This window comes from Kineococcus aridisoli, assembly GCF_050871885.1.
Lineage (GTDB): Bacteria > Actinomycetota > Actinomycetes > Actinomycetales > Kineococcaceae > Kineococcus.
Window position 1 is genome coordinate 1 of sequence record NZ_JBJLSF010000073.1, and the last position, 25027, is coordinate 25027.

A 25027-nucleotide genomic window follows, 5' to 3' on the forward strand; every position below is an offset into this window, starting at 1 on the left:
GCACCCCAGGGTGCGGGGGCCGCTCGCGTGTGGGGAGCCCCCTTCCCGGCCGTCGCGGCCGTCCGGCCCCGCCGCGCGCCGGGGGCCTCGCGCTTCGGCTTCGAGGACCTCGTGCCCGCGCCGGGGGAGGACCTGGTGGCCACCGGCGGCGACCTGTCCCCGGAGACGCTGCTGGAGGCCTACCGCCACGGGCTCTTCCCGATGGGGCTGGGCGGTGGCGGGCGCGGGCCGATCGGCTGGTGGTCGCCGGACCCGCGCGGCGTCCTGCGCCCCGAGCGCGTGCACGTCTCCCGCTCGCTGGCGCGCTCCCTGCGCCGCTTCGAGGTGCGCGTGGACACCGCCTTCGACGAGGTCGTCGCCGGCTGCGCCGACCCCGCGCGCCCCGGCGCCTGGATCACCTCCCGCGTCGCGGCCGCCTACGGGCGCCTGCACGTGCTGGGCATCGCGCACTCGGTGGAGGTCTGGCGCGACGGCGAGCTGGCCGGCGGCCTCTACGGCGTCCTCGCGGGCGGGCTGTTCGCCGCCGAGTCCAAGTTCCACCGCGTCACCGACGCCTCCAAGGCGGCCGTGGTGGCCCTGGCCGACCTGCTGCGCGCCGACGGCGTGGGCGGCCGGCTGGTCGACGTGCAGTGGCGCACCGAGCACCTGGCCACCCTCGGCGTGGAGGAGGTCCCGCGGGCCTCCTACCTGCGGATGCTGGGCGCCGCCCTGGCCCTGCCCGCACCCGCCGCGTTCGTGGCGCGCCCCGAACGGCCGATCGACTACGACGGGGGGTAGTCTCATCCCCGAGGGGACCGGTCTGCGCACGACGAACGCTCGACGGGCACGGATCGTCCCCGATCTCTGCACGAACCGTGGGAAGGCCGACGTTGGGCACGCGAGACTCGGGCGCGACGCGTCGTCGCCGTCCCCCCAAGGCGCTGGTCGCCGGCGTCCTCACCGGGGTGAGCGCCCTGGTGCTGTCCGGCTGCGCCGGGGACTGGCCGGACGCCTCGGCGAGCAACTTCTTCCTCCCGGACGCCAGCATCGGCGCGACGAACCAGACCGAGCGCCTGTCGGAGCTGTGGGACGGGTCCTGGATCGCGGCGCTGGCCGTCGGGCTGCTGGTCTGGGGACTGACGATCTGGTGCGTCGTCGCCTACCGGCGCCGCAAGGGCGACCCGGTGCTGCCGGCGCAGGTCCGCTACAACATGCCGATCGAGATCCTCTACACCATCGTCCCCGTGATGATGGTCGGGGTGCTCTTCTACTACACCGCCCGCGACCAGCAGGCGGTCCTGGACACGTCCGAGACGCCGGACGTCACCATCCAGGTCGTCGGCAAGAAGTGGTCCTGGGACTTCAACTACCTGGACGAGGACGGGCAGCCGTACGTCTACGACACCGGCCGTCAGGCCGACCTGACCGGTCAGGCGGGCGTCGAGGACGACCTGCCCACCCTGTACCTGCCGGTCGGCGAGACGGTCCAGTTCGACCTGTACTCGCGCGACGTCATCCACTCCTTCTGGGTGCCCGCCTTCCTCATGAAGATGGACATGATCCCGGGCAGCCCGAACAAGTTCCAGGTCACCCCCACCAAGGAGGGTGAGTTCAAGGGCAAGTGCGCCGAGCTGTGCGGCGACTACCACTCGGAGATGCTCTTCAACGTCCGCGTGGTCTCGCCGCAGGAGTACCAGCAGCGCCTCGACGACCTCCAGGCCGCCGGCCAGACCGGCTCGCTGCCGACGACGCTCGCCGGTGCCAACGAGCAGGACGGCGCCGCGGACAACGCACAAGACGAATCCAGTGACGGGAACAACGACTGATGGCAGCTGAGAGCTTCAACCTGCCGGGGACGGCGGCGAGGGTGACCTCGCGCCAGCCCCTCGGCGCCGTCGTCCCCAGGCGGCACGGCTCGGTCATCGCGGGCTGGATGTCCAGCACCGACCACAAGGTCATCGGCAACCTCTACTTCGTCACCTCGTTCATCTGGTTCCTCATCGGCGGGGTGCTGGCGCTGCTCATCCGCGCCGAGCTCTTCGAGCCCGGCATGCAGGTGTTCAGCACCAAGAACGAGTACAACCAGTCGTTCACCATGCACGGCACGATCATGCTGCTGCTGTTCGCGACACCGCTGTTCGCGGCCTTCGCCAACGCCATCATGCCGCTGCAGATCGGCTCGCCCGACGTGGCCTTCCCGCGGCTGAACATGTTCAGCTACTGGCTCTACCTCTTCGGCGGCCTCATCGCCGCGGCCGGCTACCTCACCCCCGGCGGGGCGGCCTCCTTCGGCTGGTTCGCCTACGCGCCGCTGTCCGACGTGGTCCACTCGCCCGGCCTGGGCGGCAACCTGTGGGTGATGGGCCTGGCCTTCTCCGGCTTCGGCACCATCCTCGGCGCGGTCAACTTCGTCACCACGATCATCTGCATGCGCGCTCCGGGCATGACGATGTTCCGGATGCCGATCTTCACCTGGAACGTGCTCATCACCAGCGTCCTGGTGCTCATGGCCTTCCCGGTGCTGGCCGCCGCGCTGCTGGCCCTGGGTGCGGACCGCATCATGGGTGCGCACGTCTTCGAGGCCGCCAACGGCGGGCCGATCCTGTGGCAGCACCTGTTCTGGTTCTTCGGCCACCCCGAGGTCTACATCATCGCGCTGCCGTTCTTCGGCATCGTGACCGAGATCTTCCCGGTCTTCAGCCGCAAGCCGGTCTTCGGCTACAAGGGCCTGGTCTTCGCGACCATCTCCATCGCGGGCCTCTCGGTGACGGTGTGGGCGCACCACATGTACGTCACCGGCAAGGTGCTGCTGCCCTTCTTCGCCTTCATGACGATGCTCATCGCCGTGCCCACGGGTGTGAAGTTCTTCAACTGGATCGGCACCATGTGGCGCGGTTCGCTGACCTTCGACACCCCGATGCTGTGGGCGGTCGGCTTCCTGGTCACCTTCCTCTTCGGCGGCCTCACCGGTGTCATCCTGAGCTCGCCGCCGCTGGACTTCCAGCTGTCGGACTCCTACTTCGTGGTGGCGCACTTCCACTACGTCGTCTTCGGCACCGTCGTCTTCGCGATGTTCGCCGGCTTCTACTTCTGGTGGCCGAAGTTCACCGGCAAGATGCTGCACGAGGGCTGGGGCAAGCTGCACTTCTGGCTGCTGTTCGTCGGCTTCCACACCACCTTCCTCATCCAGCACTGGCTGGGGGCGGCGGGCATGCCGCGCCGCTACGCGGACTACCTGCCCGGTGAGGGCTTCACGACGATGAACCAGATCTCCACGATCGGGGCCTTCATCCTCGGGCTGTCCTTCCTGCCCTTCCTGTGGAACGTCTACCGCACCGCCCGCTACGGCGAGAAGGTCACCGTGGACGACCCGTGGGGCTTCGGGGCCTCGCTGGAGTGGGCGACCTCCTGCCCGCCGCCGCGGCACAACTTCGTCTCGCTGCCGCGCATCCGCTCCGAGCGCCCGGCCTTCGACCTGCACCACCCCGAGGCGGTCGGCCACGACGACCAGGGCGGCAACGAGGGCGGCAACCTGCTGCAGGCCGTCTACGGCGGCTCCGAGCGCACCGGCCGCGACGACCTCAAGGAAGGGCACTGACCGATGAAGCCTGAAACCTGGCTCTTCTCCGGCGGCATCCTCTTCTTCGTCCCGCTGGCGTTCGTCTACGGCATGCTCGCCGAGTGGAACGAGTGGGTGGGCTTCATCTCCCTCCTGCTCACCGGGGGCCTGGCCATCCTGGTCGGGACCTACCTGGCGATCACGGCCCGTCGCATCGACGACCGTCCCGAGGACAACCCGCGCGCCGACATCAGCGAGGGTGCGGGGGAGCAGGGCTTCTTCCCGCCCTACAGCTGGTGGCCGCTGTACCTGGCCGCCGGGGCCGCGCTCGCGTTCTTCGGCGTGGCCGTCGGCTGGTGGCTGTGGCTCATCGGCCTCGTCGTCACCGTGCCGATGATCATCGGTTGGGTCTTCGAGTACTACCAGGGCGAGCACGCCCACTGAGGCGACCGTCTCCACGAGGGGCCCCGCACCGACCGGTGCGGGGCCCCTCGTCGTTCTCGTGCTCGTCGTCCCGTGACGGACGAGGGCGGAAGGAATCGCCGGTGCGTGCAACGGAACGGCCCCGCGATGCGTCCTCCTGATGACCACTCCCGGTGCGAGGATGTGGGCAGGGGGAAGCACGAGGGGGGACCGCGAGGTTCCTCGGGGGAGACACCACGCCGTTGAGCACGCCGTCGAGCACGTCCACGTCCAGCACGTCCAGCGCGCACCGGGGACCCGGTGGTGCCGCACCCAGGGGCGTCGGGTCCCGCGCCGCGCGCGTGCGCGCGCTCGCCCCGGCGGCCCTGGTCCTCGCCCTGGCCCTGCCGCTGAGCGCCTGCCAGTCCGACTCCGGCGCGGGCGGCTCGTCGGCGGCGGCGAGCGCCCCGGCGTCCGCCGCGCCCGCCTCCATCACCGTCGCACCGGCCGACGCGAGCGGGGACGTGCGACCCGACACCCCGGTGACCGTCACCGCCGCAGGCGGGCGGCTCGGGGAGGTCAGCGTCACGGCCGCCGACGGCACGCCGCTGGCCGGTGCCCTGGACGCCGCCGGGACGACGTGGACGAGCACCGGTGCGCTGACGCCGGCCACCACCTACAGCGTGCACGCGGTGGCCACCAACGCCGACGGCACGCCCACGACCACCTCCAGCACCCTCACCACGCTGACGCCGCTGGGCACCGCCTTCCCGGCCGTCGCACCGCTGAGCGGTTCCGAGGTCGGGGTCGGGATGCCCGTCATCGTGACCTTCGACTCGCCCGTCGCCGCCGACCGGCGTGCCGTGGTCGAGCGGGGGCTCGTCGTGACGACCCAGCCGACCCCGGTGGAGGGCTCGTGGTCGTGGCAGTCCGACACCAAGGTGGAGTTCCGCCCGAGGGACTACTGGCCCGCGCACAGCCAGGTCCACGTCGACGTGGACCTCGGCGGTGTGGAGGTGGCACCGGGTGTGTGGGGCAAGACGCGGGACATCGACTTCACCGTCGGCTCGGCCATGGTCAGCACCGTGGACATCAACGCCCACACCTTGACCGTCACCCGGGACGGTGAGGTCCTGCGCACCATCCCGGTGACGCTGGGCCAGTCCGGCAGCGGCGGCAAGTACGTCACCCGCAGCGGTACGAAGGTCGTCATGAGCCTCGAGGAGTCCCGCCAGATGGACGCGGAGACGACCGGGGTCAGCAAGGACGACCCGGAGTACTACAACGTCGCCGTGCGGTACGCGATGCGGCTGACGAACTCGGGTGAGTTCATGCACGCCGCGCCGTGGTCGGTCGCCTCCCAGGGGTCGGCCAACGTCAGCCACGGCTGCACCGGCATGAGCACCGAGGACGCCCGGTGGGTCTTCGAGCACTCCAAGGTCGGTGACGTCGTCACCTTCGTGGGCAGCGACCGGGCCATCGAGCCGGGCAACGGGTTCAACGTCTGGAACGAGACCTACGAGCAGTGGCGCGAGGGGTCGGCCCTGCCCGCCTGAGCCCCTGCGACGAGGCCTGGCAGGGTGGTCCGGTGACACCGGACCACCCGCCGACCCTCCCGCGCCGGCGGAGCCCGTCCCGCCGCGTCTGGACGCTGCTGCTCGCGGTCGCCACCATCGCCGCCGTGCTCGTCCTGGCCCGCCGGCTGGAGGGCGCTGACCTGGGGGAGCGGCTGCGCGGGGCGCAGGTGCGCTGGTTGGTCCTGGCGGTGCTGCTGTCCGTGGTGCCGCTGCTGGGCAACGTGGCGTCGATGGTCTCGCTCGCACCGGTGCGGCTGCCGGTGGTCCGCACGGGAGTGGTGTGGTTGGCCACGTCCTTCGTCAACCTGGTCACGCCGTCCAGCACCGGCGGGGTAGCGCTCACCGTGCGCTACGTGCAGCGCCAGGGCGCTGTCCCGCTGGCCGTGGCGGCCACGACCATCGGTGTCGTCCAGTCGACCTCCTTCGCGGTGACCGCGGTGGTGCTGGGGATCTGCCTGCTCGCCGTCGGACGGGAGTGGGGGGTCGCCGACCTCGTCCCGTGGCCGGTGCCCGCCCTCGCGGTGGCCGGTGTCGTCCTCGTCGTCGTCACCGGGCGCTCCTGGCCGTGGGCGCGCCGGCAGCTGCGCGAGCGGGTCGTGGCGCCGGTGCGGCGGGAGTGGCCAGGGCTGCGGGGGGCGCTGACCTCACCGCGCCGCCTCGCCGTCGCCCTCACCGGTCACCTCGCCGTCCCGCTCGGCTTCGCCGCCACCCTCGACGCGAGCGCGCGGGCCTTCGGCGGTGAGCCGTCGTTCGCGCTGCTGGTGCTGGTCGTGGTCGGCAGCTCCGCCGTCACCGCCGCCGTCCCCGTGCCGGGAGGCGTGGGGGCCTCCGAGGCCGCGCTGACCGCCGGGCTGGTGGCCGCGGGGCTCGAGCCCGGTCCGGCCCTGTCGGCGGCCCTGCTGCACCGCCTGCTGACCTTCTGGGTGCGGGTGCCCCCGGCGTGGGCGGCGCTGGTGTGGCTGCGCCGGCGGGGTGCCGTCTGAGCGGTGCTGCCGGCGCACGACGAAGGCCCCGGGCGGATCGCCCGGGGCCTTCGTCGTGCAGCGGTGCTGGTGGTCAGCCGTGCAGGGTCTGCGACGTGCCGATCGCCGGGTTGTTGCCCGCATCGACCTCGTCGCGGTGCGGACCCTCGACCGCGTCGTGGTCGTGGTGCGAGGCGGCCAGCTCGGCCGGGGTCACCGGCTCGACGCGGTCCTCGAAGTAGAACTTCGACAGCCGCCGCTGGAGCTTGCCGTACAGCGAGCTCGGGTTGCCGGCGTCCAGGCGGTCCTCGATCTCCATCGGGCGGAAGGAGTCGTGCTGCACGAGGGTCCAGCGCTCCATCTCGGTGAGGGGGGCGTGGACCTCGATGAACTCACCGTGCGGCAGGCGGACGATGCGGCCGGTCTCACGACCGTGCAGCGCCTTCTCGCGGTCCTTGCGCTGCAGGCCCAGGCAGATCCGCTTGGTGATGACGAACGCCAGCGCCGGCAGGACGAAGACGCCCACCCGCAGGAAGCGGGTGATGTCGTTGATCGACAGCCCCATCATGTGGGCGATGATGTCGTTGCCGCCGGAGATCCACAGCAGGACGTAGAACGTCAGCGCCATGACACCCAGGCCCGTGCGGGTCGGCTGGTTGCGCGGACGGTCCAGCAGGTGGTGCTCGCGGCGGTCACCGGTCGCGGCCTGCTCGATCCACGGGTACAGGCACAGCACGCCCATCGTGAACAGGATCACCACCGTGGTGGGGATGAAGATGTTCATCGAGAACGTGAAGCCCCACAGGTTGAACTCGAACCAGCCCGGCATGAGCCGCACCGCGCCGTCGAGCCAGCCCATGTACCAGTCCGGCTGCGAGCCGGCCGTCACGGGGGAGGGGTCGTAGGCGCCGTACGCCCAGATCGGGTTGATCGACACCAGCCCCGCGATGAGGGCGATGACGCCGAAGACGATGAAGAAGAAGCCGCCGGCCTTGGCCATGTACACCGGGAAGAGCGGGAAGCCGACGACGTTGTCCTCGGTCCGGCCCGGGCCGGGGTACTGGGTGTGCTTGTGCACCACGACGAGCATGAGGTGCACCACGATCAGCGCGAGCATGATCGCGGGCAGCAGCAGGATGTGGATGGTGAAGAACCGCGGGATGAAGTCCTGGCCCGGGAACTCACCGCCGAACAGGAAGAAGCTGATGTACGAGCCGACCACCGGCACCGCCAGGATGATGGCCTGGGCGATGCGGATGCCGGTGCCGGACAGCAGGTCGTCGGGCAGCGAGTAGCCGGTGAAGCCCTCGAAGACCGCCAGGATCGCCAGCAGCGCGCCGATGACCCAGTTGATCTCGCGCGGCTTGCGGAAGGCGCCGGTGAAGAACACGCGAGCCATGTGGACGATCGTGGCGGCGACGAAGACGAGCGCGGCCCAGTGGTGGACCTGGCGCATCAGCAGACCGCCGCGCACGTCGAAGGACAGCCGCAGCGACGAGGCGTACGCCTCGGAGACGTGCTGCCCGGCGAGCGGGGCGTAGTTGCCGACGTAGGTGGTCTCGGCGGCGCTCGGCTCGTAGAAGAACGTCAGGAACGTCCCGGTGAAGAGCAGGATCACGAAGCTGTACAGCGTGATCTCGCCGAGCATGAAGGACCAGTGGTCGGGGAAGATCTTCCGGGCGAACCCGTTGACGATCTTGCTGGCGCCGACGGAGTCGTCGGCGAAGTTGCCGACGCCGCCGGCGACCTTGTCGATGGTGCTCATCCGCGCTCCCAGAAGCTGGGGCCCACGGCTTCGTGGAAGCCGCTGCTCGCCCGGAGGTACCCCTCGTCGTCCACCTCGATGGGCAACTGGGGCAGACGCCTCTTGGCGGGGCCGAAGATCACCTTGCAGTCCTGCGTCAGGTCGAAGGTCGACTGGTGGCAGGGGCACAGCAGGTGGTGGGTCTGCTGCTCGTACAGGGCCACGGGGCAGCCCATGTGGGTGCAGATCTTGGAGTAGGCGACGGTGCCGTCGACCCCCCAGTCCGCGGACTTCTCGGTGAGGAGGCCCTCCTCCAGGCGCATGAGGAGGACCGCCGCCTTGGCCTTCTGGTTGAGGACGTCCTCGACGTCCTCGATGCCCTCGGGCAGGACGTGGACGACGGAGCCGAGGCTGACGTCGGCGGCGCGGATGCGGCCACCCTCGGGGTCCTTGACGAGGTAGTCGCCGGCCTTCCACATGGTCGTCGACAGGTCGTCGCCCGGCAGCGGGCCGGTGTCGCGGAAGAAGAAGACCGCCGGGATCGGGAACAGCGCCAGCGCCCCGACGAGGGTGTTGCGGATGAGCGGCCGGCGCCCGAGGGCGGCCTCGCCGGCACCCTCCTTGAGGATGGCGACCGCCTCGGCGCGCTCGGCGTCCGTGCCGCGCTGGCGGTGGCGGTAGTCGATGCGCTCGTCGTCGGGCATGAGGGTCTTGGCCCAGTGCACCGCGCCGACGCCCAGGGCGAACAGCGACAGGAACATCGACAGGCCGATGGCCCGCGTCGACAGCCCGATCCGGTCGAAGCTGCCGTCGTACTTGATGGCGATGATGGAGACGATGATCCCGATCGAACCGATCATCGACAGCAGCAGCAGGATCGCCACCTGCCGCTCGGCCCGCTTGGCCGCCTTGGGGTCCGTGTCGCCCATGCGGTGCTGGTGCGGCGGCAGACCCGGGTTCTCGAAGCGGTCGGGAAGGCCGCCCCCGGGCTTGGCGAGGGTCGTCCCCGCCTGCCCGTGCGCCTCCTCGGCGCGTTCGATGTCGCTCATGCTCCCTGCCCGTCCGTGTCCTGCGTGCTGATCGTGACCGTCGTCTGCCCCGTCATCAGGAGGACTTCATCCCCAGCCAGACCGAGCAGCCGATGAGGATGCCGATGCCGGCGATCCAGGCCACCAGGCCCTCGCTGACCGGGCCGATCGAGCCGACGGTCAGCCCGCCCGGGTCCGGGCGCTTCTCGTCCTGGGTGAGCCAGGCGATGATCGCCGTCTTGTCCTCGGGGCTGATGGTGTTGTTGTTGAAGACCGGCATCGACTGCGGGCCGGTCACCATCGCCTCGTAGATGTGCTTGGCGGAGGTGTCGCTGAGGTCGGGGGCGTACTTGCCCGCGGTCAGCGCACCGCCCTTGCCCGCGAAGTTGTGGCACATCGCGCAGTTGGTGCGGAAGATCGACGCGCCCCGCGCCAGCTGCTCGTCGCTGACGCCGGAGACGTCGAGCTCCTCGTCGGTCGGCACGGCCGGGCCGGGGCCCAGGGAGGCGATGTAGGCGCCCATCTGGTCGATCTGCTCCTGCGAGAAGCGGATCTTGGGGACCTCCGGCGCCTGCGCGGCGCTCTGCGCCAGCGGCATGCGGCCGGTGCCGACCTGGAAGTCGACCGAGGCGGCGCCCACGCCGATGAGCGACGGGCCTGCCACCTTGCCGTCGACGACGTTGCCGCCCTGGGCGTTGAGCCCGTGGCAGGTGGCGCAGTTGGCGAGGAAGAGCTTCTTGCCCGCCTCGATGTCGTCGGCCGAGGCCGCCGAGGTGGAGGCCTGCGCGTCCCGCGGCGCCACTGCCGCGTACAGGCCCCCGACGAGGAGGAGCGCCAACGCGATCAGCACGACGACGGCCAACGGGTGGCGCCGTCGGGCGCTGAGTGCGGTGAGGGTCCTGGTCACGGTGCTGGTGCTCGCTTCCTACGGGGCGTTCGGGAACTTCGCGGGCGGTTCGGCGGTTACTTGAGGATGTAGATCACGGTGAAGAGGCCGATCCACACCACGTCGACGAAGTGCCAGTAGTACGAGACGACGATGGCGCTGGTGGCCTCCTGGTGACCGAAGCGCTTCGCGGCGAAGGAGCGCCCGATGACCATGAGGAAGGCGACGAGACCGCCGAAGACGTGGATGCCGTGGAAGCCGGTGGCCAGGATGAAGACCGAGCCGTAGGCGTTCGTCGCGATGGTCAGGCCCTCGTGGGCCAGCTCCGCGTACTCGAACACCTGGCCGGCGACGAAGATCCCGCCGAAGATGTAGGTGAGGACGAACCACTCCTGCATGCCCCACTTGCCGACCTCCCAGAGGCGGCCGAGGCGGCGCGGCTGGAAGCGCTCGGCGGCGAAGACGCCGAACTGGCACCAGAACGACGAGATCACGAGGATCGTCGTGTTGATGCTCGAGAACGGGACGTTGAGCATCTCCGGGCCGGTCTCCCACAGCTGGGGGGCCACGGAGCGGATCGTGAAGTACATGGCGAACAGCCCGGCGAAGAACATCAGCTCGCTGGACAGCCACACGATCACGCCGACCGAGACCGCGTTCGGCCGGTTCACCGAGCCGTGTGCGGGACTCGGGTTACTGCTCTGGACAGCCTGTGCACTCGCCACGTCGCCAATCATGCCCCACGGGTCCCCCGGTGCGCCGCCCGGGCCACCGACGTCGTGTCGTAGACCTGCGCTGGGCCGGTCGGGGGAGGTTCGGTGCGCGGTGTGCAGGAGGTGTGCCCGAGCCCCTGACCTGCGCACACGTCCTGCGCAGGGCCCGTGGGCGGGTGGTGGAGGTCACAGGTCGATCTCGATCCGCGCGGGTCCGCGTCACGGCCCGTGAGCACTCCCCGAGCGCCTGGTGGGCGCCTCCCCGGGGCTTCGCGGGGCCGCCGGGACCGGGCGAGGACCGCACGGCGTCCCGCGCCCGCCGCGCGGTCCGCGCCCGCCCGCTCAGTAGGGTTGGGCGGCCCGGGCTGGAGGACCTCCAGCCCGCTCGAGACGCAGGGGAGCCAGGACCGCCATGACCGCCGTCACCCGGGCCGCCACCGGCGAGGCCCCCACCTGGCCCGGACTGCTGTCCGCGCTGCTCGCCGGCCGCGACCTCGACTCCGCGCAGACCGGCTGGGCCATGGACCGGGTGATGCGCGGCGAGGCCTCCGACGTGGCGCTCGCCGGCTTCCTCGTGGCGCTGCGGGCCAAGGGGGAGACCAGCGCGGAGCTGGCCGGCCTGGCCGACGCGATGCTCGCCCACGCGCTGCCGCTGGAGGTGCCCGGGCCCGTCGTCGACCTCGTGGGCACCGGCGGCGACCGCGCCAACACCGTCAACATCTCCACCATGGGCGCCCTCGTCCTGGCGGGTGCCGGCCACCGCGTCGTCAAGCACGGCAACCGCGCGGCGACGTCGGCCTCCGGCTCCGCCGACGTCCTGGAGGCCCTCGGCGTCCGCCTGGACCTGCCGCCGCACCGGGTGGCGCGCCTGGCCGTCGACGTGGGCATCACCTTCTGCTTCGCGCAGGTCTTCCACCCGGCCATGCGCTTCGCCGCCGGCGCGCGCGGCGGGCTGGGGGTGCCCACCGCCTTCAACGTCCTGGGTCCCCTCACCAACCCCGCCCGCGCCGGCGCCACCGCCGTCGGGGTGGCCGACCGGCGGATCGCCCCCCTCGTGGCGGCGGTCCTCGCCGGCCGGGGCACCTCGGCGCTGGTCTTCCGCGGCGAGGACGGCCTCGACGAGCTCACCACGACCGGCCCGGCGCGGGTGTGGGTCGTCGAGGCCGGTGAGGTCGCCGAGACGGTCCTGGACCCCGCGGCCGACCTCGGGATGGCGCCGGCCGTCCTCGCCGACCTGCGCGGCGCCGACGCCCGGCACAACGCCGCCGTCGCCCGCGAGGTCCTGGCGGGCACCCGGGGACCGGTGCGCGACGCGGTCGTGCTCAACGCGGCGGCCGCCATGGTCGCCGCGGGGGTGCGGGCGCCGGGCAGCGCCCACGCCCACCCCGCCGCGCGGCTGGTCGAGCACCTCGCCGAGGGGGTGCGGCGCGCGGAGGCCTCGCTGGACTCGGGGGCCGCGGCGGACGTGCTGCAGCGCTGGGTGCTGGCCAGCGCCTCCTGACCGTCGGCCGGGCGGGCACGCCCGCCCGCCCGCCGGTCAGCAGGGCGGGCGGGTCAGTCGACGCCGAGGGCGAACGCGGACTCGAGGTCGTGGCGCGAGTACGCCCGGAAGGCGATGTTCGTGGTGGTGCTCACCACGCCCTCGACCTTGCTGATGCCGCCGGCGATGACGTCGGCCAGGCGCTCGTGCTCGCGGACGCGGACCATGACCACGAGGTCCACCTCGCCGGTGACGGAGTACACCTCGCTGACCCCGTCGAGCTCGGCGAGGGTCTGGGCGACCTCGGGGATGCGCCGGCCGTCGCAGTGGACGTTGACGATGGCGGTGATCACAGCAGGAGCCTAGTGCGGTCCGCCGGTGCGCCGGCCTCGGCGCCGCCCAGGCGGTGGCGCGCCCAGCCCGCGCCGTGCACGGGGGAGGCCCACGGGGCGCCCTCGGCGCCCTCCACGCTCACCAGCCGCACGCCCGGCTGCTCCAGCCAGCTCAGCACCGCGTCGGTCTCCTCCACCAGCAGCCCCGGCCGCCCGGGCCCGGGGGTGGCCACGACCTCGCCCGTCGCCCGCAGCGCCTCGATGTGCGGCACCGGGTCCGCCCCGCGCGGGGTCAGGCACGTGCCGGCCAGGCGGCCGTAGCGCACCAGGACGACCTCCCAGCCGCCGCCGGGCCAGCCGGGCGTGCTCTCGCAGCGCCGCGCCGCGACGATCTCGGGGGCCTCGGCGACCGGCCGGCGGCGCTGCGCGCGCTCGGCGGCGCGCAGGAAGGCCTCCAGCCGGTCGCGGGCGGTGGCCGCCTCCTCGTAGCGCTGCTCCGCGGCGAGGGCGCGCATGCGCTCCTGGCCGACGGCCAGCGGGACGCGGGCGTCCGCGCGCAGCGCGGCGCGCACGTCCTCGACGACCGCCGCGTAGGAGGCCGCGTCCTGCCCGCCGCGCTCGGTGCCCAGGCACGGGGCGCCGCAGCGGCCGATCTCGGCCAGCACGCACGCCCCCGGCCCCTGCGCTCCCGGGCTGCGCGGGATGCGGCGGGTGCACTGGCGCAGCGGGTGCGCGTCGTGCAGCGCGGCGACGGCCTGCTCGGCGGTGCGCGCCGAGCGGAACGGGCCGAGGTACTCCGCGCCCTCCGCCGCGTCCGCGCGCACCTGCCGGACCAGCGACAGCCGCGGCCACGCCTCGGCGGTGAGCTTGACCCAGGTGACCTTCTCCGGGGCCTTGGAGCGGCGGTTGTAGGGCGGGGAGTGCTCGGCGATGAGGCGCAGCTCGCGCACCCGCGCCTCCAGCGGCGTCGCGCAGACGAGCGGCACGACGGTGGCGGCCGCGCGCACCATCTCCGTCATCCGCGGCCGCTTCTCGGAGGCCGTGAAGTAGGAGGACACCCGCCGGTGCACGTCCACCGAGGTGCCGACGTAGAGCACCCGGCCGTCCGCGTCGCGGAACTGGTACACCCCGGGCGCCGAGGGCAGCCCCACGGCCAGGTGCTTCTTGGCCCGCCGCGACGCGGGCGCCGTGGCGGCGATGGAGTGCAGGTCCTCCAGCGTGTGCACGCCGCGGTTGCCCAGCCGCCCGAGCAGCGCGTGCAGCACGTCGACGGTGGCCCGCGCGTCGTGCAGCGCCCGGTGGTCGGGCGTCGTCGAGGTGCTGAACAGCGCCGCCAGCGTCGACAGCTTGCGGTCGGGCGCCTCGTCGCGGTCCACGAGCAGCCGGGCCAGGACCACGGTGTCCACCACCCGCGGCTTCGGCCAGCGGTGCCCGGCGATCCGGCAGGCCGCGGCGAGGAAGGACGTGTCGTAGGGCGCGTTGTGCGCCACCAGGACGCTGCCGCGCTCGAAGCCGGCGAACTCCAGGAAGGACGGCAGCACCTGCGCCGCGCTCGGCGCCGTCGCCACCATGCCGTTGGAGATGCCCGTCAGCACCTGCACGAAGGCGGGGATGGGCGTGCTCGGGCGCACCAGCGTCTGGAACTCGCCGAGCACCTCGCCGCCGCGGACCTTCACCGCGCCGATCTCGGTGATCCCGCCGTCCGCGGGGGCCCCACCCGTCGTCTCCAGGTCGACCACCACGAACGTCGTGTCGGCCAGCGGCTGCCCCAGGTCCTCGAAGCTGGCCTGGTAGGTGCCCGGCGTCGCGCCGGTGGCGGTGCCGGAAGCGGTGCCGGGACGGGTGCCGGGGCGGGCGCCGGGTCGGGCGCCGGCGGTCGAGGTGCGGGTCCTGCCGACGAGCATGCGAGGCACCGTAGGCACCCGTCCGGACACGGCGGGGCCGCGACACGCCCTGCGCGGGCGGCGCGGCCCGCGGTGCCCGCCCCGGCGGCGGTCCGGGCGGGCTGTGCGGGCCGCGGTCCGGGGCCCGTGTCGGAGCTCGCTGGCACAGTGCGGGCAACCGGTCGGGGGACCGGACCGGACGCCTCGCAGCGCGTCCGCGAACCGCTGGAGGTGCTGGTGCTCATCGACTGCGACAACTGCACGGTCCGCCCGCACGCGTGCTCCGAGTGCGTGGTCTCGGTGCTGCTGGGCCCGCCCGGCGACGCCGTCCTGGACGCCGAGGAGCGCGACGCCGTCGAGGTGCTGGCCGCGTCCGGCCTCGTGCCGCCGCTGCGGCTGGCGCCGGGACCGGCGGGCGCGGCGCGGCAGGGGCGCCCGGCGCGCCGACCCGCCCGCCGGGCCGCGGGGTGATGCGCGCCGCCCCCGGCGGGTGAGCAGGCGGTGGACCGCGCGGCGGCTGGCACGATGACCGGGTGCGAGACCCCGCGGCGGCCGTCGGTCGGCGCGCGCTCGTGACCGCGGGCCTGCTCGGCATCGGCGGCTGCACGGGACCCGCGAGGTCCTCGCGGCCCTCGGCGGCCGACCTCGGGGACCTGCTCGCCCGCCGGGCCGCGGCGCTGCTCGCCGGCGATCCGGCCGGCGCGGCCGCCGTCTACGCCCCGGCCGACCGCGAGCGCGTCCGGCGGGCCGACGCGCGGGCGGTCGCCGCCGGGCTGGTGGAGTGGGCGGCCGAGGAGGTGCGCGTGGGTGCAGGCACCGCCGAGGTGGCCGTGCGCAGCCGGATCGCCGGCGAGGGCCGGGCCGTCCGCTCGAGCGTGCGCACGGGCTGGGCCCGCGACGGCGCCGGCTGGTCGCTGGTGCACCGCGACGGTGGCACCCCGCAGCCGTGGGACCTCGGCGAGGTCCGCGCCGAGGTCGTCGACGGCGGGGTGGTCCTGCACCCGCCCGGCCCCCTGCCGCCCGCACCGGGGCCCCGCGCGAGCGCGGACGGGAGCGGCGGCCGGGGCCTCGACGCGGCCGCGGTCGCCCGGGACGCCGCCGACGACCTCGCCGACGCCACCGCCCGCGTCGACGGCACCTGGGGGACCGGCTGGCCGCGCGGCACCGCCGTGGTCGTGGTCGCCACCTCCGCCGCGGCCGCGCAGCTGGCCGGCCTGGACCCGGCCGCGGCCGGCGCGTTCGACGCGCTCGCGGTCGGGCAGGACGCCCGGCTCGCCGACGGCGCACCCGCCGGGGTGCGCGTCGTCGTCGCCGCCGACCGCGCCGGCCGGCTGACCCGGCTGGGCCGGTCGGTGACGCTGACCCACGAGCTCGTGCACGTGGCCACCCGCGCCACCGCGACGGCGCGTCCGGCCGCGGCGGGCGAGCGGCCGCTGCCGCGCTGGCTGGGGGAGGGCTACGCCGACCACGTGGCGCGCCTGGGACGCCCCCTGCCGGCCACCGGCCTGGCGGCGGCGCTGCTGGCGGCCACCCGCGCCGACCGCCCGCCCGCCGTCCCCGCCGACGGCGACTTCGAGCGCGCCGGCGAGGCGCTGCAGGTGGCCTACGCGGCGGCGTGGACGCTCGTGACGACCGCTGCCCGGTGCGCCGGCACCCCCGCCGTCACGGCCCTGCACCGCTCCCTGACCCTGGCCGAGGCGGACGGGGGAGCCCCCGACGGGCCCGTCGCCGCGCGCCTGGAGGGCGCCTGCCGGCGGCACCTGGGCACCGGCTTCGCCGAGCTCGTCACCACCTGGCGCTCGGAGGTCGCGGCGGGCCTGGTGGGGTGGGGGCCGTGAGCACGCTCGTCGTCACCAACGACTTCCCGCCGCGCACCGGTGGCATCGAGACCTTCGTCCACGCCGTCGCCCGGCGGTTGCCGGCCGCCTCCACCGGCGCGGCGGCGCAGGTGGTCGTGCACACCGCCCGCCAGCGCGGGGACGCCGAGGTCGACGCCGCCCTGGCCGCCGAGGGGGTGCTCGTGGTCCGCGACCCCTCGCCGCTGATGGTCCCCACCCCCGCGGTCGTCGCGCGCGTGCAGCGCACGGCCCGCCGCCACGGCGCCGACCGGGTGTGGTTCGGCGCCGCCGCGCCGCTGGCGCTCATGGCCGCCCCGCTGCGCGCGGCGGGCGTGCGGCGCTCGGTGGCCACCACCCACGGCCACGAGGTCTGGTGGTCCAGCCTGCCCGGCTCGCGCGCCGCGCTGCGCCGCATCGGGCGCGAGACCGACACCGTCACCTACCTCGGCGACTGGTGCCGCTCGCGCATCGAGCGCCCGCTGGAGCAGGAGGCGCGCGCGCGGATGCGCCGGCTCACCCCCGGCGTGGAGGCGGACGTCTTCCGCCCCGACCCGCGGGCGCGGGAGCAGGTGCGGGCGCGCTACGGCCTGGGGGAGCGGCCGGTCGTGGTCTGCGTCTCGCGGATCGTGGCCCGCAAGGGCCAGGACGTCCTCGTGCGCGCCCTGCCCGCCATCCGCCGCGCCGTGCCCGGCGCGGTGCTGCTCCTCGTCGGCGACGGCCCGCACCGGCGCGCCGTCGAGCGGATCGCCGTCGACGCCGGGGTGCGCGAGCACGTCGTCCTCACCGGGGCCGTGCCCTGGGAGCGCACCCCCGCCCTCTACGCCGCCGGGGACGTCTTCTGCATGCCCACCCGCACCCGCCTGGGCGGGCTGGAGCCGGAGGCCCTCGGGATCTGCTACCTGGAGGCGGCCGCCTGCGGGCTGCCCGTCGTCGCGGGCGACTCCGGCGGAGCCCCCGACGCCGTCCTCGACGGCGTCAACGGGCACGTGGTGGACGGGCGGTCGACGGCGGCCGTCGCCGCCCGCGTCAGCGAGCTGCTGCTGGAGCGCGAGCGGGCGCGGCGCTTCGGCGAGGCCGGGCGGGAGTGGGTCAGCCGCCGCTGGGGCTGGGCGGAGCAGACGCGTCGGCTGGCGAGCCTGCTCGCCGGGGACGACGTCCCGCGCGACCTCGTGGACGCGGCGCCCTGAGGCGGCCGGCGGGCGCCGCAGCGCCCGCGGTCGCGGCGCCGCCCGCGGGTGGCGGTGCGCCCGCCGCGCCGGCGGCGGCCGCGACGGCCAGCAGCAGCAGCGCCCCCACGAGCCAGAACTGGTTGTAGAACGCCTGCTTGTTGACGAGGTTGGCCACCATCAGCACGGCCGCGCACCACGTGAGCAGCCCCGCCAGGCCGACCGGGCGCCGGTGCAGCGTCACGACGGCGGCCACCACCACGCCCGCGACGAGCGCCCCGACGACGGGCAGCGGCAGCGCGACGCCGGTCTCGTTGAGCACCGCCGTGTAGAGGGTGTCGGCGAAGCGCAGCGGCGGCAGCCGCAGCATCGTCAGGACCGTGTCGTGCACGAAGGCGCGCGGGGTGACCAGCGCCCACGGCGCCACCAGCAGCGCGGCCCCGCCGACGGCGACGACCGTGCGCCGCACGCCGAAGCGCGGCCACACCGCCAGCAGCGGCAGCAGCGCCACCACGTGCTGCTTGGAGGCCAGCGCCACCGCCAGCGGCACCACGGCCCACCACGCGCCGTCGACGCGGGAGCCCGCTCGCGCCGGTCGGCCCACGAGCGCCGCCCAGCCGGCCAGCCCGACCAGGACGGTCGGTTCCGTCCACGCCTGCTCGATCAGCGTGCCGGTGCCCGGGGCCAGCAGCAGCAGCGCGGCGGCGGCCACCGCCGCGGGCCGCCAGCGGCCCAGCGCCGCGGTGCAGAGCGCGCTGAGCAGGACGAGCACCACCAGCGCCCACCGCACGTCACCGGCCAGCCAGCGGCCGGGCGCCGTCAGCACCGCCGTCCACGGCAGGTACGCGAAGGCGTCGGAGATGCCCGGCGAACCGGTCCAGGTCTGGGTGTACATCGAGCGCCCGGCGGCCAGGCCGTCGGCGGCCTGCTGCAGGATCACCCACACGTCGATGCGCGGGGCCGGGTCGCCGACCACGACCAGCGCGCTCGCCGCCACCGACCCGGCTCCCGCGACCGCCCCCGCGAGGGCCCGGCTGGCGCCGCGGCCCGGCAGCAGCAGCCCCGCGGCGGCCAGGGCGCTGACGCCCAGCACGAGCCGCACCACCAGCTGCCCCGGTGCGCTCAGGTAGCTGAAGGCGGGGACGAGCAGGTGGGTGAGGCCGACGAGGGCCAGCACCGCCGAGGGCACCCAGGCGCCGGTGCGCGGCGGCGCCTGGCCCCGGTCGTCCCGGGCGGTCAGCGCGAGGGCGACGACCGCGACGGCCACGAGCAGGTAGCCGGCGACGAGCCACCAGCGGTAGCGCACGACGCTGTGGGTGGCCAGCGCGAGCAGCGCCCACCACGCCAGCAGCGTGCACGCGCCCCGACGGCTCACGCGCTCACCCGTGCGCCCACCCGTGCGCGCCGGCGCACCTCACGGCGCGTAGACCGCGTCGACCTCGGCGGCGAAGTCGCGCAGCACCAGCTCGCGCTTCACCTTCTGCGAGGGGGTGAGGTAGCCGTTCTCGACGGTGAAGTCGTCGGCCAGCACGCGGAACCTGCGGATCGACTCCGCCCGGCTGACCGCCGCGTTGGCCTTGTCCACGGCCTTCTGCAGCTCGCTCAGGACGACGCGGTCCTCGCGGGCGCCGGCCAGGTCCAGACCGGGCCTGCCGTGGTTGGCGCCCCACGAGGGCAGCGCCTCCTCGTCGAGGGTCAGCAGGCAGGCCACGAAGTGCCGCTGGTCGCCCACGACGACGGCCTGGGAGATCAGCGGGTGCGCGCGCAGGCGGTCCTCCAGGGTCGCCGGCACGACGTTCTTGCCGTTGGCCGTGACGATGATCTCCTTCTTGCGGCCGGTGATCCGCAGGTTGCCGAGCTCGTCGAGCTCGCCGAGGTCGCCGGTGTGGAACCAGCCGTCGCGGAAGGCCTCCTCGGTCTCCTGCTCCCGGCCGCGGTACTCGCGGAAGAGCGCGATGCCGCGCGCCAGGATCTCGCCGTCCTCGGCGATGGCGACGTCGTTGCCCGGCAGCGGCGGGCCGACCGTGCCGATGCGCAGGCGCGAGGGGCGGTTCACGCACAGCGGGGCGGTGGTCTCCGTCAGGCCGTAGCCCTCCAGGACGACCAGGCCGGCGCCGCGGAAGAAGTGGGCCAGGTGCTCGCCCATCGGGGCTCCGCCGGAGACGGCGTGCTCGACGCGACCGCCCATGAGCGCGCGCAGCCTGGCGTAGACGAGGCGGTCGAACAGCTTGTGCCGCAGCCGCAGCTGCAGCGAGGGGCCACCGGCGTCCAGCGAGCGCGACCACGCGTCGGCCGTCGCCGCCGCCTGCTCGAAGATCCGGGCGCGCAGCTTCCCCCCGGCGGCGGCGCGCTGCTCGGCGCCGTTGTAGACCTTCTGGAACACCCGCGGCACCGCGAGGATGAACGTCGGCCGGAAGCCGGCCAGGTCGGTGAGCAGGTCCTTGGCGTCCGCGGTGTGGCCCATGCGCACCCGGGCCACCAGGCACAGCGCCTGGATGAAGCGGGCGAACACGTGCGCCAGCGGGATGAACAGCAGGGTGGCCGCCCCGGGACGGGCGAGGACCTCGGGGATGGCGGCCAGGGCGTTGCGCGAGAGGTCGAGGAAGTTGGCGTGCGTGAGCACGCAGCCCTTGGGGCGTCCCGTCGTGCCCGAGGTGTAGATGATCGTCATCGGGTCGCCGGGGCCGGCCGCGCGGCGGCTGGCCGTCACCTGCTCGTCGTCGACGTCGCGCCCGGCGGTGCGCAGCTCCTCCACGGCGCCGGACTCCAGCGTCCACACGTCGCGCAGCTGCGGCAGCCGCCCGCGCACCGCCGCCACCCGGGCGGCGTTCTCCGTCGTCTCCACCACGCAGGCCACGCAGCCGGAGTCGGACAGGATCCACTCCACCTGCTCGGGCGAGCTCGTCTCGTAGACGGGGACGGTGACCGCCCCGGCGAACCACGCGGCCACGTCCACGAGCGTCCACTCGTAGCTGGTGCGCCCCATGACGCCGACCCGGTCACCGGGCGCGATGCCCGCGGCGAGCAGGCCCTTGGCCACGGCGGTCACGTCCGCCAGCAGCTCCTCGGCGGTCACGTCGCGCCAGCTGCCGTCCGCGAGCTTGCGGCTGACGCTGACGCGGCGGGGGTCCTCGTGCGCGGCGTCCACCACGCAGTCGGTCATGTTGCCGGCCTGGGCGGGCTCGACGAGCGCCGGCTCGCAGCTGCTCCGCACGGACTTCCTCCTCGCATCGCGTCCCGGCCCCCGCGGGGGGTGTCGGGCGGACGACCTCGTGCCGACCGACCGGGGCGTCCGGGCGCCGCCGACTCCGGCGGCGGGTGCGCCAGACCCTACCCGCGCCGCGGGCGGCGCCCCCGGCGGCGCTCCGCGGCCACCCGGACGGAGCAGCGCGCGCGGCTCAAGGCGGCGGGCCCGGCTGCCGAGCCCTGGAGGTGTGAGCGACGAGCAGGCGGCCGCGACCCCGCAGCCCCCGCGGCCCCCGCACCCGGTGGCGACCCGGCGGGCCGCCGGGCGCACCGCGACCCGCACGAGCGCCGCGTTCGGCGCCGTGGAGGTCGGACCGCCCGTCAGCCGCCTGGTGCCCGCCGAGCCGCGCCCCGGGCCGGTCGCCGCCGCGCGCCCGCAGCGCTGCCCCTCGTGCGCCGCCCGGGTGCGGCCCGAGCAGGACTGGTGCTCGCTGTGCCACGCCCCGCTGCTGCCCGCTCCCACGGCTCCGGCCGCCCCGACCGCGCCGCCGACCGCGCCGCCGACCGCGCCGCCGGCCGCGTCGAGCCCCGCCGCGCCGACCCCGCCCGCCCCGCCCGCGTCCGGGGTGGCCGTGCGCGAGGACGAGGACGGCCAGCTCCTGCTCGACCTCGCCCCGCCCGCCCCGTCGCTGGACGAGGCGGAGGTGGAGCGGATGCTCACCGCGCTCGCCCGCGCCGACGAGCGCGGGGTGCGGGGGCTGGGCAGCCGGCGGGCCAAGGTCGCCGTGGCCGTCGGCGGCGGCGTCGGGCTGACCGCGCTGCTGCTGGGCGCGATGACCGCCCTGGGCGCCCTCGCCGGCTGACCCGGTAGCCTCCCCCGAGGTCGTGCGCGTGCGCGGCCGCCCCGGTCGCGGGGCCGACGTCGCAGGGAGAACCGCACCGGCATGGTCGATCAGCGGGCCGCGGCCCAGGCCGCAGACGCATCCCCGAGCACCGCTCCCGGTGCCACCACCGCACCCGTCACGGGCAACGCCGTCGGCGTCGACATCGGGGGCACCAAGATCGCCGCCGGGGTCGTCGACCACCGCGGTGAGATCGTCGCCCAGACCCGGCGCGAGACCCCGGCGCTGCACCCCGACGCCATCGCCGACGCCGTGGCCGACGCCGTGGCGGAGCTGGAGACGACGCACGTCTTCACCTCCGTCGGCGTGGCCGCCGCCGGGTTCGTCGACGCGAGCCGCCGCAACGTCGTCTTCGCCCCCAACCTCGCCTGGCGCGACGAGCCGCTGGCCGCGCGCGTGGAGCAGCGCATCGACCGCCCCGTCGTCGTCGAGAACGACGCCAACGCCGCCGCCTGGGCCGAGTACCGCTTCGGCGGCGGCCTCGACGAGCACGGCAACGCCGTCGACGACCTCGTGATGCTCACCCTCGGCACCGGCCTCGGCGGCGGGATCGTCGCCGGCGGCCTGCTGCAGCGCGGCGCCAACGGCGCGGCCGCCGAGCTGGGCCACGTGCGCGCCGTCCCCGGCGGGCGGGCCTGCGGCTGCGGCAACGCCGGCTGCTGGGAGCAGTACGTCTCCGGCAACGCGCTCGTGCGCGACGCCCGCGACCTGCTGCGCTCCGGCGACCCGCAGGGCGCGGTGCTGCTGCGCGAGGTCGGCGGCGACCCGGAGGCCGTCACCGGCCCCGTCATCACGCGCCTGGCGCAGGCGGGCGACCCGGGCTGCGCGCGGCTGATCGCCGACGTCGGCCGCTGGCTCGGCGAGGCCGTCGCCAGCTTCGTCGCGATGCTCGACCCCGAGGTCGTCGTCATCGGCGGCGGCGTCTCCAGCGCCGGGGAGCTGCTGCTGGCCCCCGCGCGGGTGAGCCTGGCGGAGAACCTGTCCGGCCGCACCCACCGCGACCCGCCGCCGCTGCGGACGGCGACCAAGGGCAACGACGCCGGGATCATCGGCGCCGCCGACCTCGCCCGCGTCTGAGCGGGGGCCGACCGTGGTGACCCCCCGCAGCCCGCGCCCGGCGCGCCGCCGTGCACCGGACCCGCGACGGGTGGCGCTGCAGCAGCGGCTGCGCCAGCAGACCCGCCGCGCGCTCATCGGCGACGGTCCCGCCGTCGGCGTCGACATCGGCGGCACGAAGGTCGCCGCGGGCGTCGTCGACGGTGACGGCCGCGTCGTCGCGCAGCTGCGCCGGGACACGCCGACCACGAGCCCGCAGGCCGTCGAGGACACCATCGCCGAGGTGGTCGAGGAGCTGTCCGCGCAGCACGACATCGTCTCCGTCGGCATCGGCGCCGCCGGGTTCGTCGACGCCGAGCGCTCCACCGTCCTGTTCGCCCCGCACCTGGCCTGGCGCCACGAACCGCTGCGCGAGGCCGTCGAGCGGCGGGTGCGGGCCCGCCTGGGCCGCCGCGTGGGGCGGCGCACGATCGTGGAGAACGACGCCAACGCCGCGGCGTGGGCGGAGTACCGCTTCGGCGCCGGCCGGGGCGAGTCCCGCCTGGTGTGCGTGACGATGGGCACCGGCATCGGCGGCGGCATCGTCACCCAGGGCCGGGTGGTGCGCGGGCGCTTCGGCATCGCCGGGGAGTTCGGCCACATGGTCGTCGTCCCCGGCGGCCACCGCTGCGAGTGCGGCAACCGCGGCTGCTGGGAGCAGTACGCCTCCGGCAACGCCCTCGTGCGCGAGGCCCGGGAGCTGGCCCGGTCCAAGTCACCCGTCGCGCACGCGCTGCTGGAGCTCGCCGGCGGCGACCCTGAGGCGATCACCGGCCCGCTGGTCACGCAGGCCGCCCGCGCGGGCGACCCGGCGGCCATCGAGCTGTTCGAGGACGTCGGCCGCTGGCTGGGCATCGGGGTGGCCAACCTCGCGGCGGCGCTGGACCCGGGCACCGTCGTCATCGGCGGCGGGGTCTCCGACGCCGACGAGCTGCTGCTCGGCCCCTGCCGGGAGGCCTACCGGCGCACCCTCACCGGTCGCGGGTTCCGCCCGGAGATGGCCATCGTGCGGGCCACGCTGGGGCCGGCGGCCGGGCTCGTCGGCGCGGCCGACCTCTCCCGCGGCTGGGGCTGATGGCCGCCGCCGGGCGGGCACCCGCGGCCCGCGCGGCGGCCCGGCTGCGCGTGGCCAGCGCCAACGTCCGCGAGCTGCTGGACGACACGCGCGCGCTGCGGGCGCTGCTGCGCGAGGTCGCCGCCGACGTGGTGTGCCTGCAGGAGGTGCCCACCCACCCGCTGGCGGTGCACCGGCTGGGGGACCTCGCGAGCGACGTCGGCCTGTGGGTCGCCGCCGCCGGCGCCGCGGGTGCCGGCACCGCGGTCCTGACCGCCGCCCGGGTCGACGTGCGCGCCGCGGGGGTGCGCGCGCTGCCCGTCCCGCGCTGGCGCGCCCGGCGGCCGGTGCGCCGGCGCGGGACGGCGGAGGCCGTGGTGCGCGTCCCGCTGGGCGAGGGCTGGTCCACCCGCGTGCTGGTCCGCAGCGTGCACCTGGGCCTGGACGCCGCCGAGCGCCTCGACCACGTGGGGCGGTTGCTGCCCGGTGCGCCCGTGCCCGGGCCGTGCGCCCCGTGGTCCGACGCGCCGCTGGTGGTGGCCGGCGACCTCAACGAGGGCCCGGACGGCGAGGGCCGGCAGCGGCTGGCGACCGTGCTCGCCGACGCGGCGGAGGTGGTGGGCGCCACCTTCCCGACCTTCCCGGCGGCGGCACCGCGGCGGAGGCTGGACGCCGTCCTCGTCGACCGGCGCCTGAGCGTGACCGCGGTCGGCACGCCCCGGCACCCCGGGGCCGCCGCGGCGAGCGACCACCTGGTCGTCGTCGCCGACCTGCTCGTGCCGGGCGACCCGGCGCCGGTGGAGCTCAGCGCCGGCTGAGGGCGGGCCCTGCGCGAGGGCCTGCGAGGAGGGCCTGCGAGGAGGGCCTCAGACGACGGCCCCGTCATCGTCGTCGTCGTCGCGCGAGCTCGGCAGCCGCACCACGAGGGTGGCGAAGCCGGCGACGAACACGCCCGCCGTGGCGGCCGTCAGCAGCTGCGGCACGTCGTCCCAGGCGAGCGCGACCACCAGCAGGAAGACCGGTGCCCCGACGACGGCGATCCACGCCGCCCAGCCGATCAGGTCGCGCGGCAGCGGCTTCGGGTCCTCGGGCACGAAGCCCTCGTCGTCGGTCAGGCCGACCAGCTCGGCCGGTTCCTCCTCGGGGGGGGGGGGGGGGGGGGGGGGGGGGGGGGGGGGGGGGGGGGGGGGGGGGGGGGGGGGGGGGGGGGGGGGGGGGGGGGGGGGGGGGGGGGGCGGGGG

General features: G+C 75.2%; 23 protein-coding genes. 14 read left to right on the plus strand and 9 right to left on the minus strand.

The window, feature by feature from the left end:
• Positions 1–27: 27 nt before the first annotated feature.
• From aat to ACRYM2_RS17365, 6 genes are all read left to right on the plus strand, one after another.
• Positions 28–777 carry a leucyl/phenylalanyl-tRNA--protein transferase gene (gene aat, locus ACRYM2_RS17340; RefSeq protein ID WP_432523706.1) on the plus strand — a complete coding sequence of 250 codons (750 nt, stop codon included), beginning with the start codon at positions 28–30 and terminating at the stop codon, positions 775–777.
• A 77-nt stretch (positions 778–854) separates the two neighbouring features.
• Positions 855–1805: an aa3-type cytochrome oxidase subunit II gene (gene ctaC / locus ACRYM2_RS17345; protein WP_432523684.1), complete on the plus strand. Its 951-nt coding sequence runs from the start codon at positions 855–857 to the stop codon at positions 1803–1805.
• Entirely contained in the window at positions 1805–3577 is a 1773-nt protein-coding gene (gene ctaD / locus ACRYM2_RS17350; RefSeq protein ID WP_432523685.1) for an aa3-type cytochrome oxidase subunit I, read from the plus strand. The genes ctaC and ctaD overlap by 1 nt, the downstream gene beginning before the upstream one ends.
• Positions 3578–3580: 3 nt before the next feature.
• Positions 3581–3982 carry a cytochrome c oxidase subunit 4 gene (locus ACRYM2_RS17355; protein WP_432523686.1) on the plus strand — a complete coding sequence of 134 codons (402 nt, stop codon included), beginning with the start codon at positions 3581–3583 and terminating at the stop codon, positions 3980–3982.
• A gap of 320 nt (positions 3983–4302) precedes the next feature.
• Positions 4303–5496, plus strand: a complete 1194-nt coding sequence (locus tag ACRYM2_RS17360) for a L,D-transpeptidase (protein WP_432523687.1) — start codon at positions 4303–4305, stop codon at positions 5494–5496.
• A 32-nt stretch (positions 5497–5528) separates the two neighbouring features.
• Positions 5529–6500 carry a lysylphosphatidylglycerol synthase transmembrane domain-containing protein gene (locus tag ACRYM2_RS17365; RefSeq protein ID WP_432523688.1) on the plus strand — a complete coding sequence of 324 codons (972 nt, stop codon included), beginning with the start codon at positions 5529–5531 and terminating at the stop codon, positions 6498–6500.
• Positions 6501–6573: 73 nt separating this feature from the next.
• On the opposite strand, the gene qcrB is transcribed toward ACRYM2_RS17365, so the two are convergent.
• The 4 genes from qcrB to ctaE are packed head-to-tail and all read right to left on the minus strand — an operon-like array spanning position 6574 to position 10874.
• Positions 6574–8244, minus strand: a complete 1671-nt coding sequence (qcrB, locus tag ACRYM2_RS17370) for a cytochrome bc1 complex cytochrome b subunit (protein WP_432523689.1) — start codon at positions 8242–8244, stop codon at positions 6574–6576.
• Positions 8241–9272 carry a cytochrome bc1 complex Rieske iron-sulfur subunit gene (gene qcrA, locus ACRYM2_RS17375; RefSeq protein ID WP_432523690.1) on the minus strand — a complete coding sequence of 344 codons (1032 nt, stop codon included), beginning with the start codon at positions 9270–9272 and terminating at the stop codon, positions 8241–8243. Before qcrA ends, qcrB begins: the two co-directional genes overlap by 4 nt.
• Positions 9273–9327: 55 nt before the next feature.
• Positions 9328–10158: a cytochrome bc1 complex diheme cytochrome c subunit gene (gene qcrC / locus ACRYM2_RS17380; protein WP_432523691.1), complete on the minus strand. Its 831-nt coding sequence runs from the start codon at positions 10156–10158 to the stop codon at positions 9328–9330.
• 56 nt (positions 10159–10214) lie between these two features.
• Positions 10215–10874: an aa3-type cytochrome oxidase subunit III gene (gene ctaE, locus ACRYM2_RS17385; protein WP_432523692.1), complete on the minus strand. Its 660-nt coding sequence runs from the start codon at positions 10872–10874 to the stop codon at positions 10215–10217.
• Between the two features lie 388 nt (positions 10875–11262).
• Between ctaE and trpD the strand changes: the two genes are divergently transcribed.
• A complete protein-coding gene (gene trpD, locus ACRYM2_RS17390; protein WP_432523693.1) occupies positions 11263–12351 on the plus strand; it encodes an anthranilate phosphoribosyltransferase in 1089 nt (362 codons plus the stop codon).
• Between the two features lie 53 nt (positions 12352–12404).
• Here trpD and ACRYM2_RS17395 read toward each other — a convergent pair whose 3' ends face one another.
• A complete protein-coding gene (locus ACRYM2_RS17395; protein WP_432523694.1) occupies positions 12405–12683 on the minus strand; it encodes an Lrp/AsnC family transcriptional regulator in 279 nt (92 codons plus the stop codon).
• Complete coding sequence (locus ACRYM2_RS17400; protein WP_432523695.1) at positions 12680–14566, minus strand: DEDD exonuclease domain-containing protein; 1887 nt, start codon at positions 14564–14566, stop codon at positions 12680–12682. The genes ACRYM2_RS17395 and ACRYM2_RS17400 overlap by 4 nt, the downstream gene beginning before the upstream one ends.
• A 147-nt stretch (positions 14567–14713) precedes the next feature.
• On the opposite strand from ACRYM2_RS17400, the gene ACRYM2_RS17405 reads away from it, so the two are divergent.
• The 3 genes from ACRYM2_RS17405 (at position 14714) to ACRYM2_RS17415 (ending at position 17570) form a co-directional block, all read left to right on the plus strand.
• Positions 14714–15016, plus strand: coding sequence for a hypothetical protein (locus ACRYM2_RS17405; RefSeq protein WP_432523696.1), 303 nt, complete (start codon positions 14714–14716; stop codon positions 15014–15016).
• Between the two features lie 62 nt (positions 15017–15078).
• Complete coding sequence (locus tag ACRYM2_RS17410; RefSeq protein WP_432523697.1) at positions 15079–16383, plus strand: hypothetical protein; 1305 nt, start codon at positions 15079–15081, stop codon at positions 16381–16383.
• Entirely contained in the window at positions 16380–17570 is a 1191-nt protein-coding gene (locus tag ACRYM2_RS17415) for a glycosyltransferase family 4 protein (RefSeq protein WP_432523698.1), read from the plus strand. The genes ACRYM2_RS17410 and ACRYM2_RS17415 overlap by 4 nt, the downstream gene beginning before the upstream one ends.
• Here the strand turns inward: ACRYM2_RS17415 and ACRYM2_RS17420 are convergent.
• On the minus strand, positions 17473–18924 hold the full coding sequence (locus tag ACRYM2_RS17420; protein WP_432523699.1) for a hypothetical protein: 1452 nt from the start codon (positions 18922–18924) through the stop codon (positions 17473–17475). The two genes, ACRYM2_RS17415 and ACRYM2_RS17420, sit on opposite strands and share 98 nt — an antisense overlap.
• A gap of 39 nt (positions 18925–18963) precedes the next feature.
• A complete protein-coding gene (locus ACRYM2_RS17425) occupies positions 18964–20763 on the minus strand; it encodes an AMP-dependent synthetase/ligase (protein WP_432523700.1) in 1800 nt (599 codons plus the stop codon).
• A 220-nt stretch (positions 20764–20983) separates the two neighbouring features.
• Between ACRYM2_RS17425 and ACRYM2_RS17430 the strand changes: the two genes are divergently transcribed.
• From ACRYM2_RS17430 to ACRYM2_RS17445, 4 genes are all read left to right on the plus strand, one after another.
• Complete coding sequence (locus tag ACRYM2_RS17430; RefSeq protein ID WP_432523701.1) at positions 20984–21598, plus strand: hypothetical protein; 615 nt, start codon at positions 20984–20986, stop codon at positions 21596–21598.
• Between the two features lie 81 nt (positions 21599–21679).
• Positions 21680–22714, plus strand: a complete 1035-nt coding sequence (locus tag ACRYM2_RS17435; RefSeq protein ID WP_432523702.1) for an ROK family glucokinase — start codon at positions 21680–21682, stop codon at positions 22712–22714.
• Between the two features lie 13 nt (positions 22715–22727).
• Positions 22728–23807, plus strand: coding sequence for an ROK family glucokinase (locus ACRYM2_RS17440; RefSeq protein WP_432523703.1), 1080 nt, complete (start codon positions 22728–22730; stop codon positions 23805–23807).
• Positions 23807–24604, plus strand: coding sequence for an endonuclease/exonuclease/phosphatase family protein (locus tag ACRYM2_RS17445; protein ID WP_432523704.1), 798 nt, complete (start codon positions 23807–23809; stop codon positions 24602–24604). The genes ACRYM2_RS17440 and ACRYM2_RS17445 overlap by 1 nt, the downstream gene beginning before the upstream one ends.
• Before the next feature lie 48 nt (positions 24605–24652).
• Here the strand turns inward: ACRYM2_RS17445 and ACRYM2_RS17450 are convergent, their stop codons facing one another.
• Positions 24653–24880: a hypothetical protein gene (locus tag ACRYM2_RS17450; RefSeq protein ID WP_432523705.1), complete on the minus strand. Its 228-nt coding sequence runs from the start codon at positions 24878–24880 to the stop codon at positions 24653–24655.
• Positions 24881–25027: the final 147 nt, after the last annotated feature.

Coding starts and splice junctions, on each gene's coding strand:
- ctaD (WP_432523685.1), top strand. CDS start 1,805: ATGGCAGCTGAGAGCTTCAACCTGCCGGGGACGGCGGCGAGGGTGACC.
- ACRYM2_RS17355 (WP_432523686.1), top strand. CDS start 3,581: ATGAAGCCTGAAACCTGGCTCTTCTCCGGCGGCATCCTCTTCTTCGTC.
- qcrB (WP_432523689.1), bottom strand. CDS start 8,244: ATGAGCACCATCGACAAGGTCGCCGGCGGCGTCGGCAACTTCGCCGAC.
- qcrA (WP_432523690.1), bottom strand. CDS start 9,272: ATGAGCGACATCGAACGCGCCGAGGAGGCGCACGGGCAGGCGGGGACG.
- ctaE (WP_432523692.1), bottom strand. CDS start 10,874: ATGATTGGCGACGTGGCGAGTGCACAGGCTGTCCAGAGCAGTAACCCG.
- trpD (WP_432523693.1), top strand. CDS start 11,263: ATGACCGCCGTCACCCGGGCCGCCACCGGCGAGGCCCCCACCTGGCCC.
- ACRYM2_RS17400 (WP_432523695.1), bottom strand. CDS start 14,566: ATGCTCGTCGGCAGGACCCGCACCTCGACCGCCGGCGCCCGACCCGGC.
- ACRYM2_RS17435 (WP_432523702.1), top strand. CDS start 21,680: ATGGTCGATCAGCGGGCCGCGGCCCAGGCCGCAGACGCATCCCCGAGC.
- ACRYM2_RS17445 (WP_432523704.1), top strand. CDS start 23,807: ATGGCCGCCGCCGGGCGGGCACCCGCGGCCCGCGCGGCGGCCCGGCTG.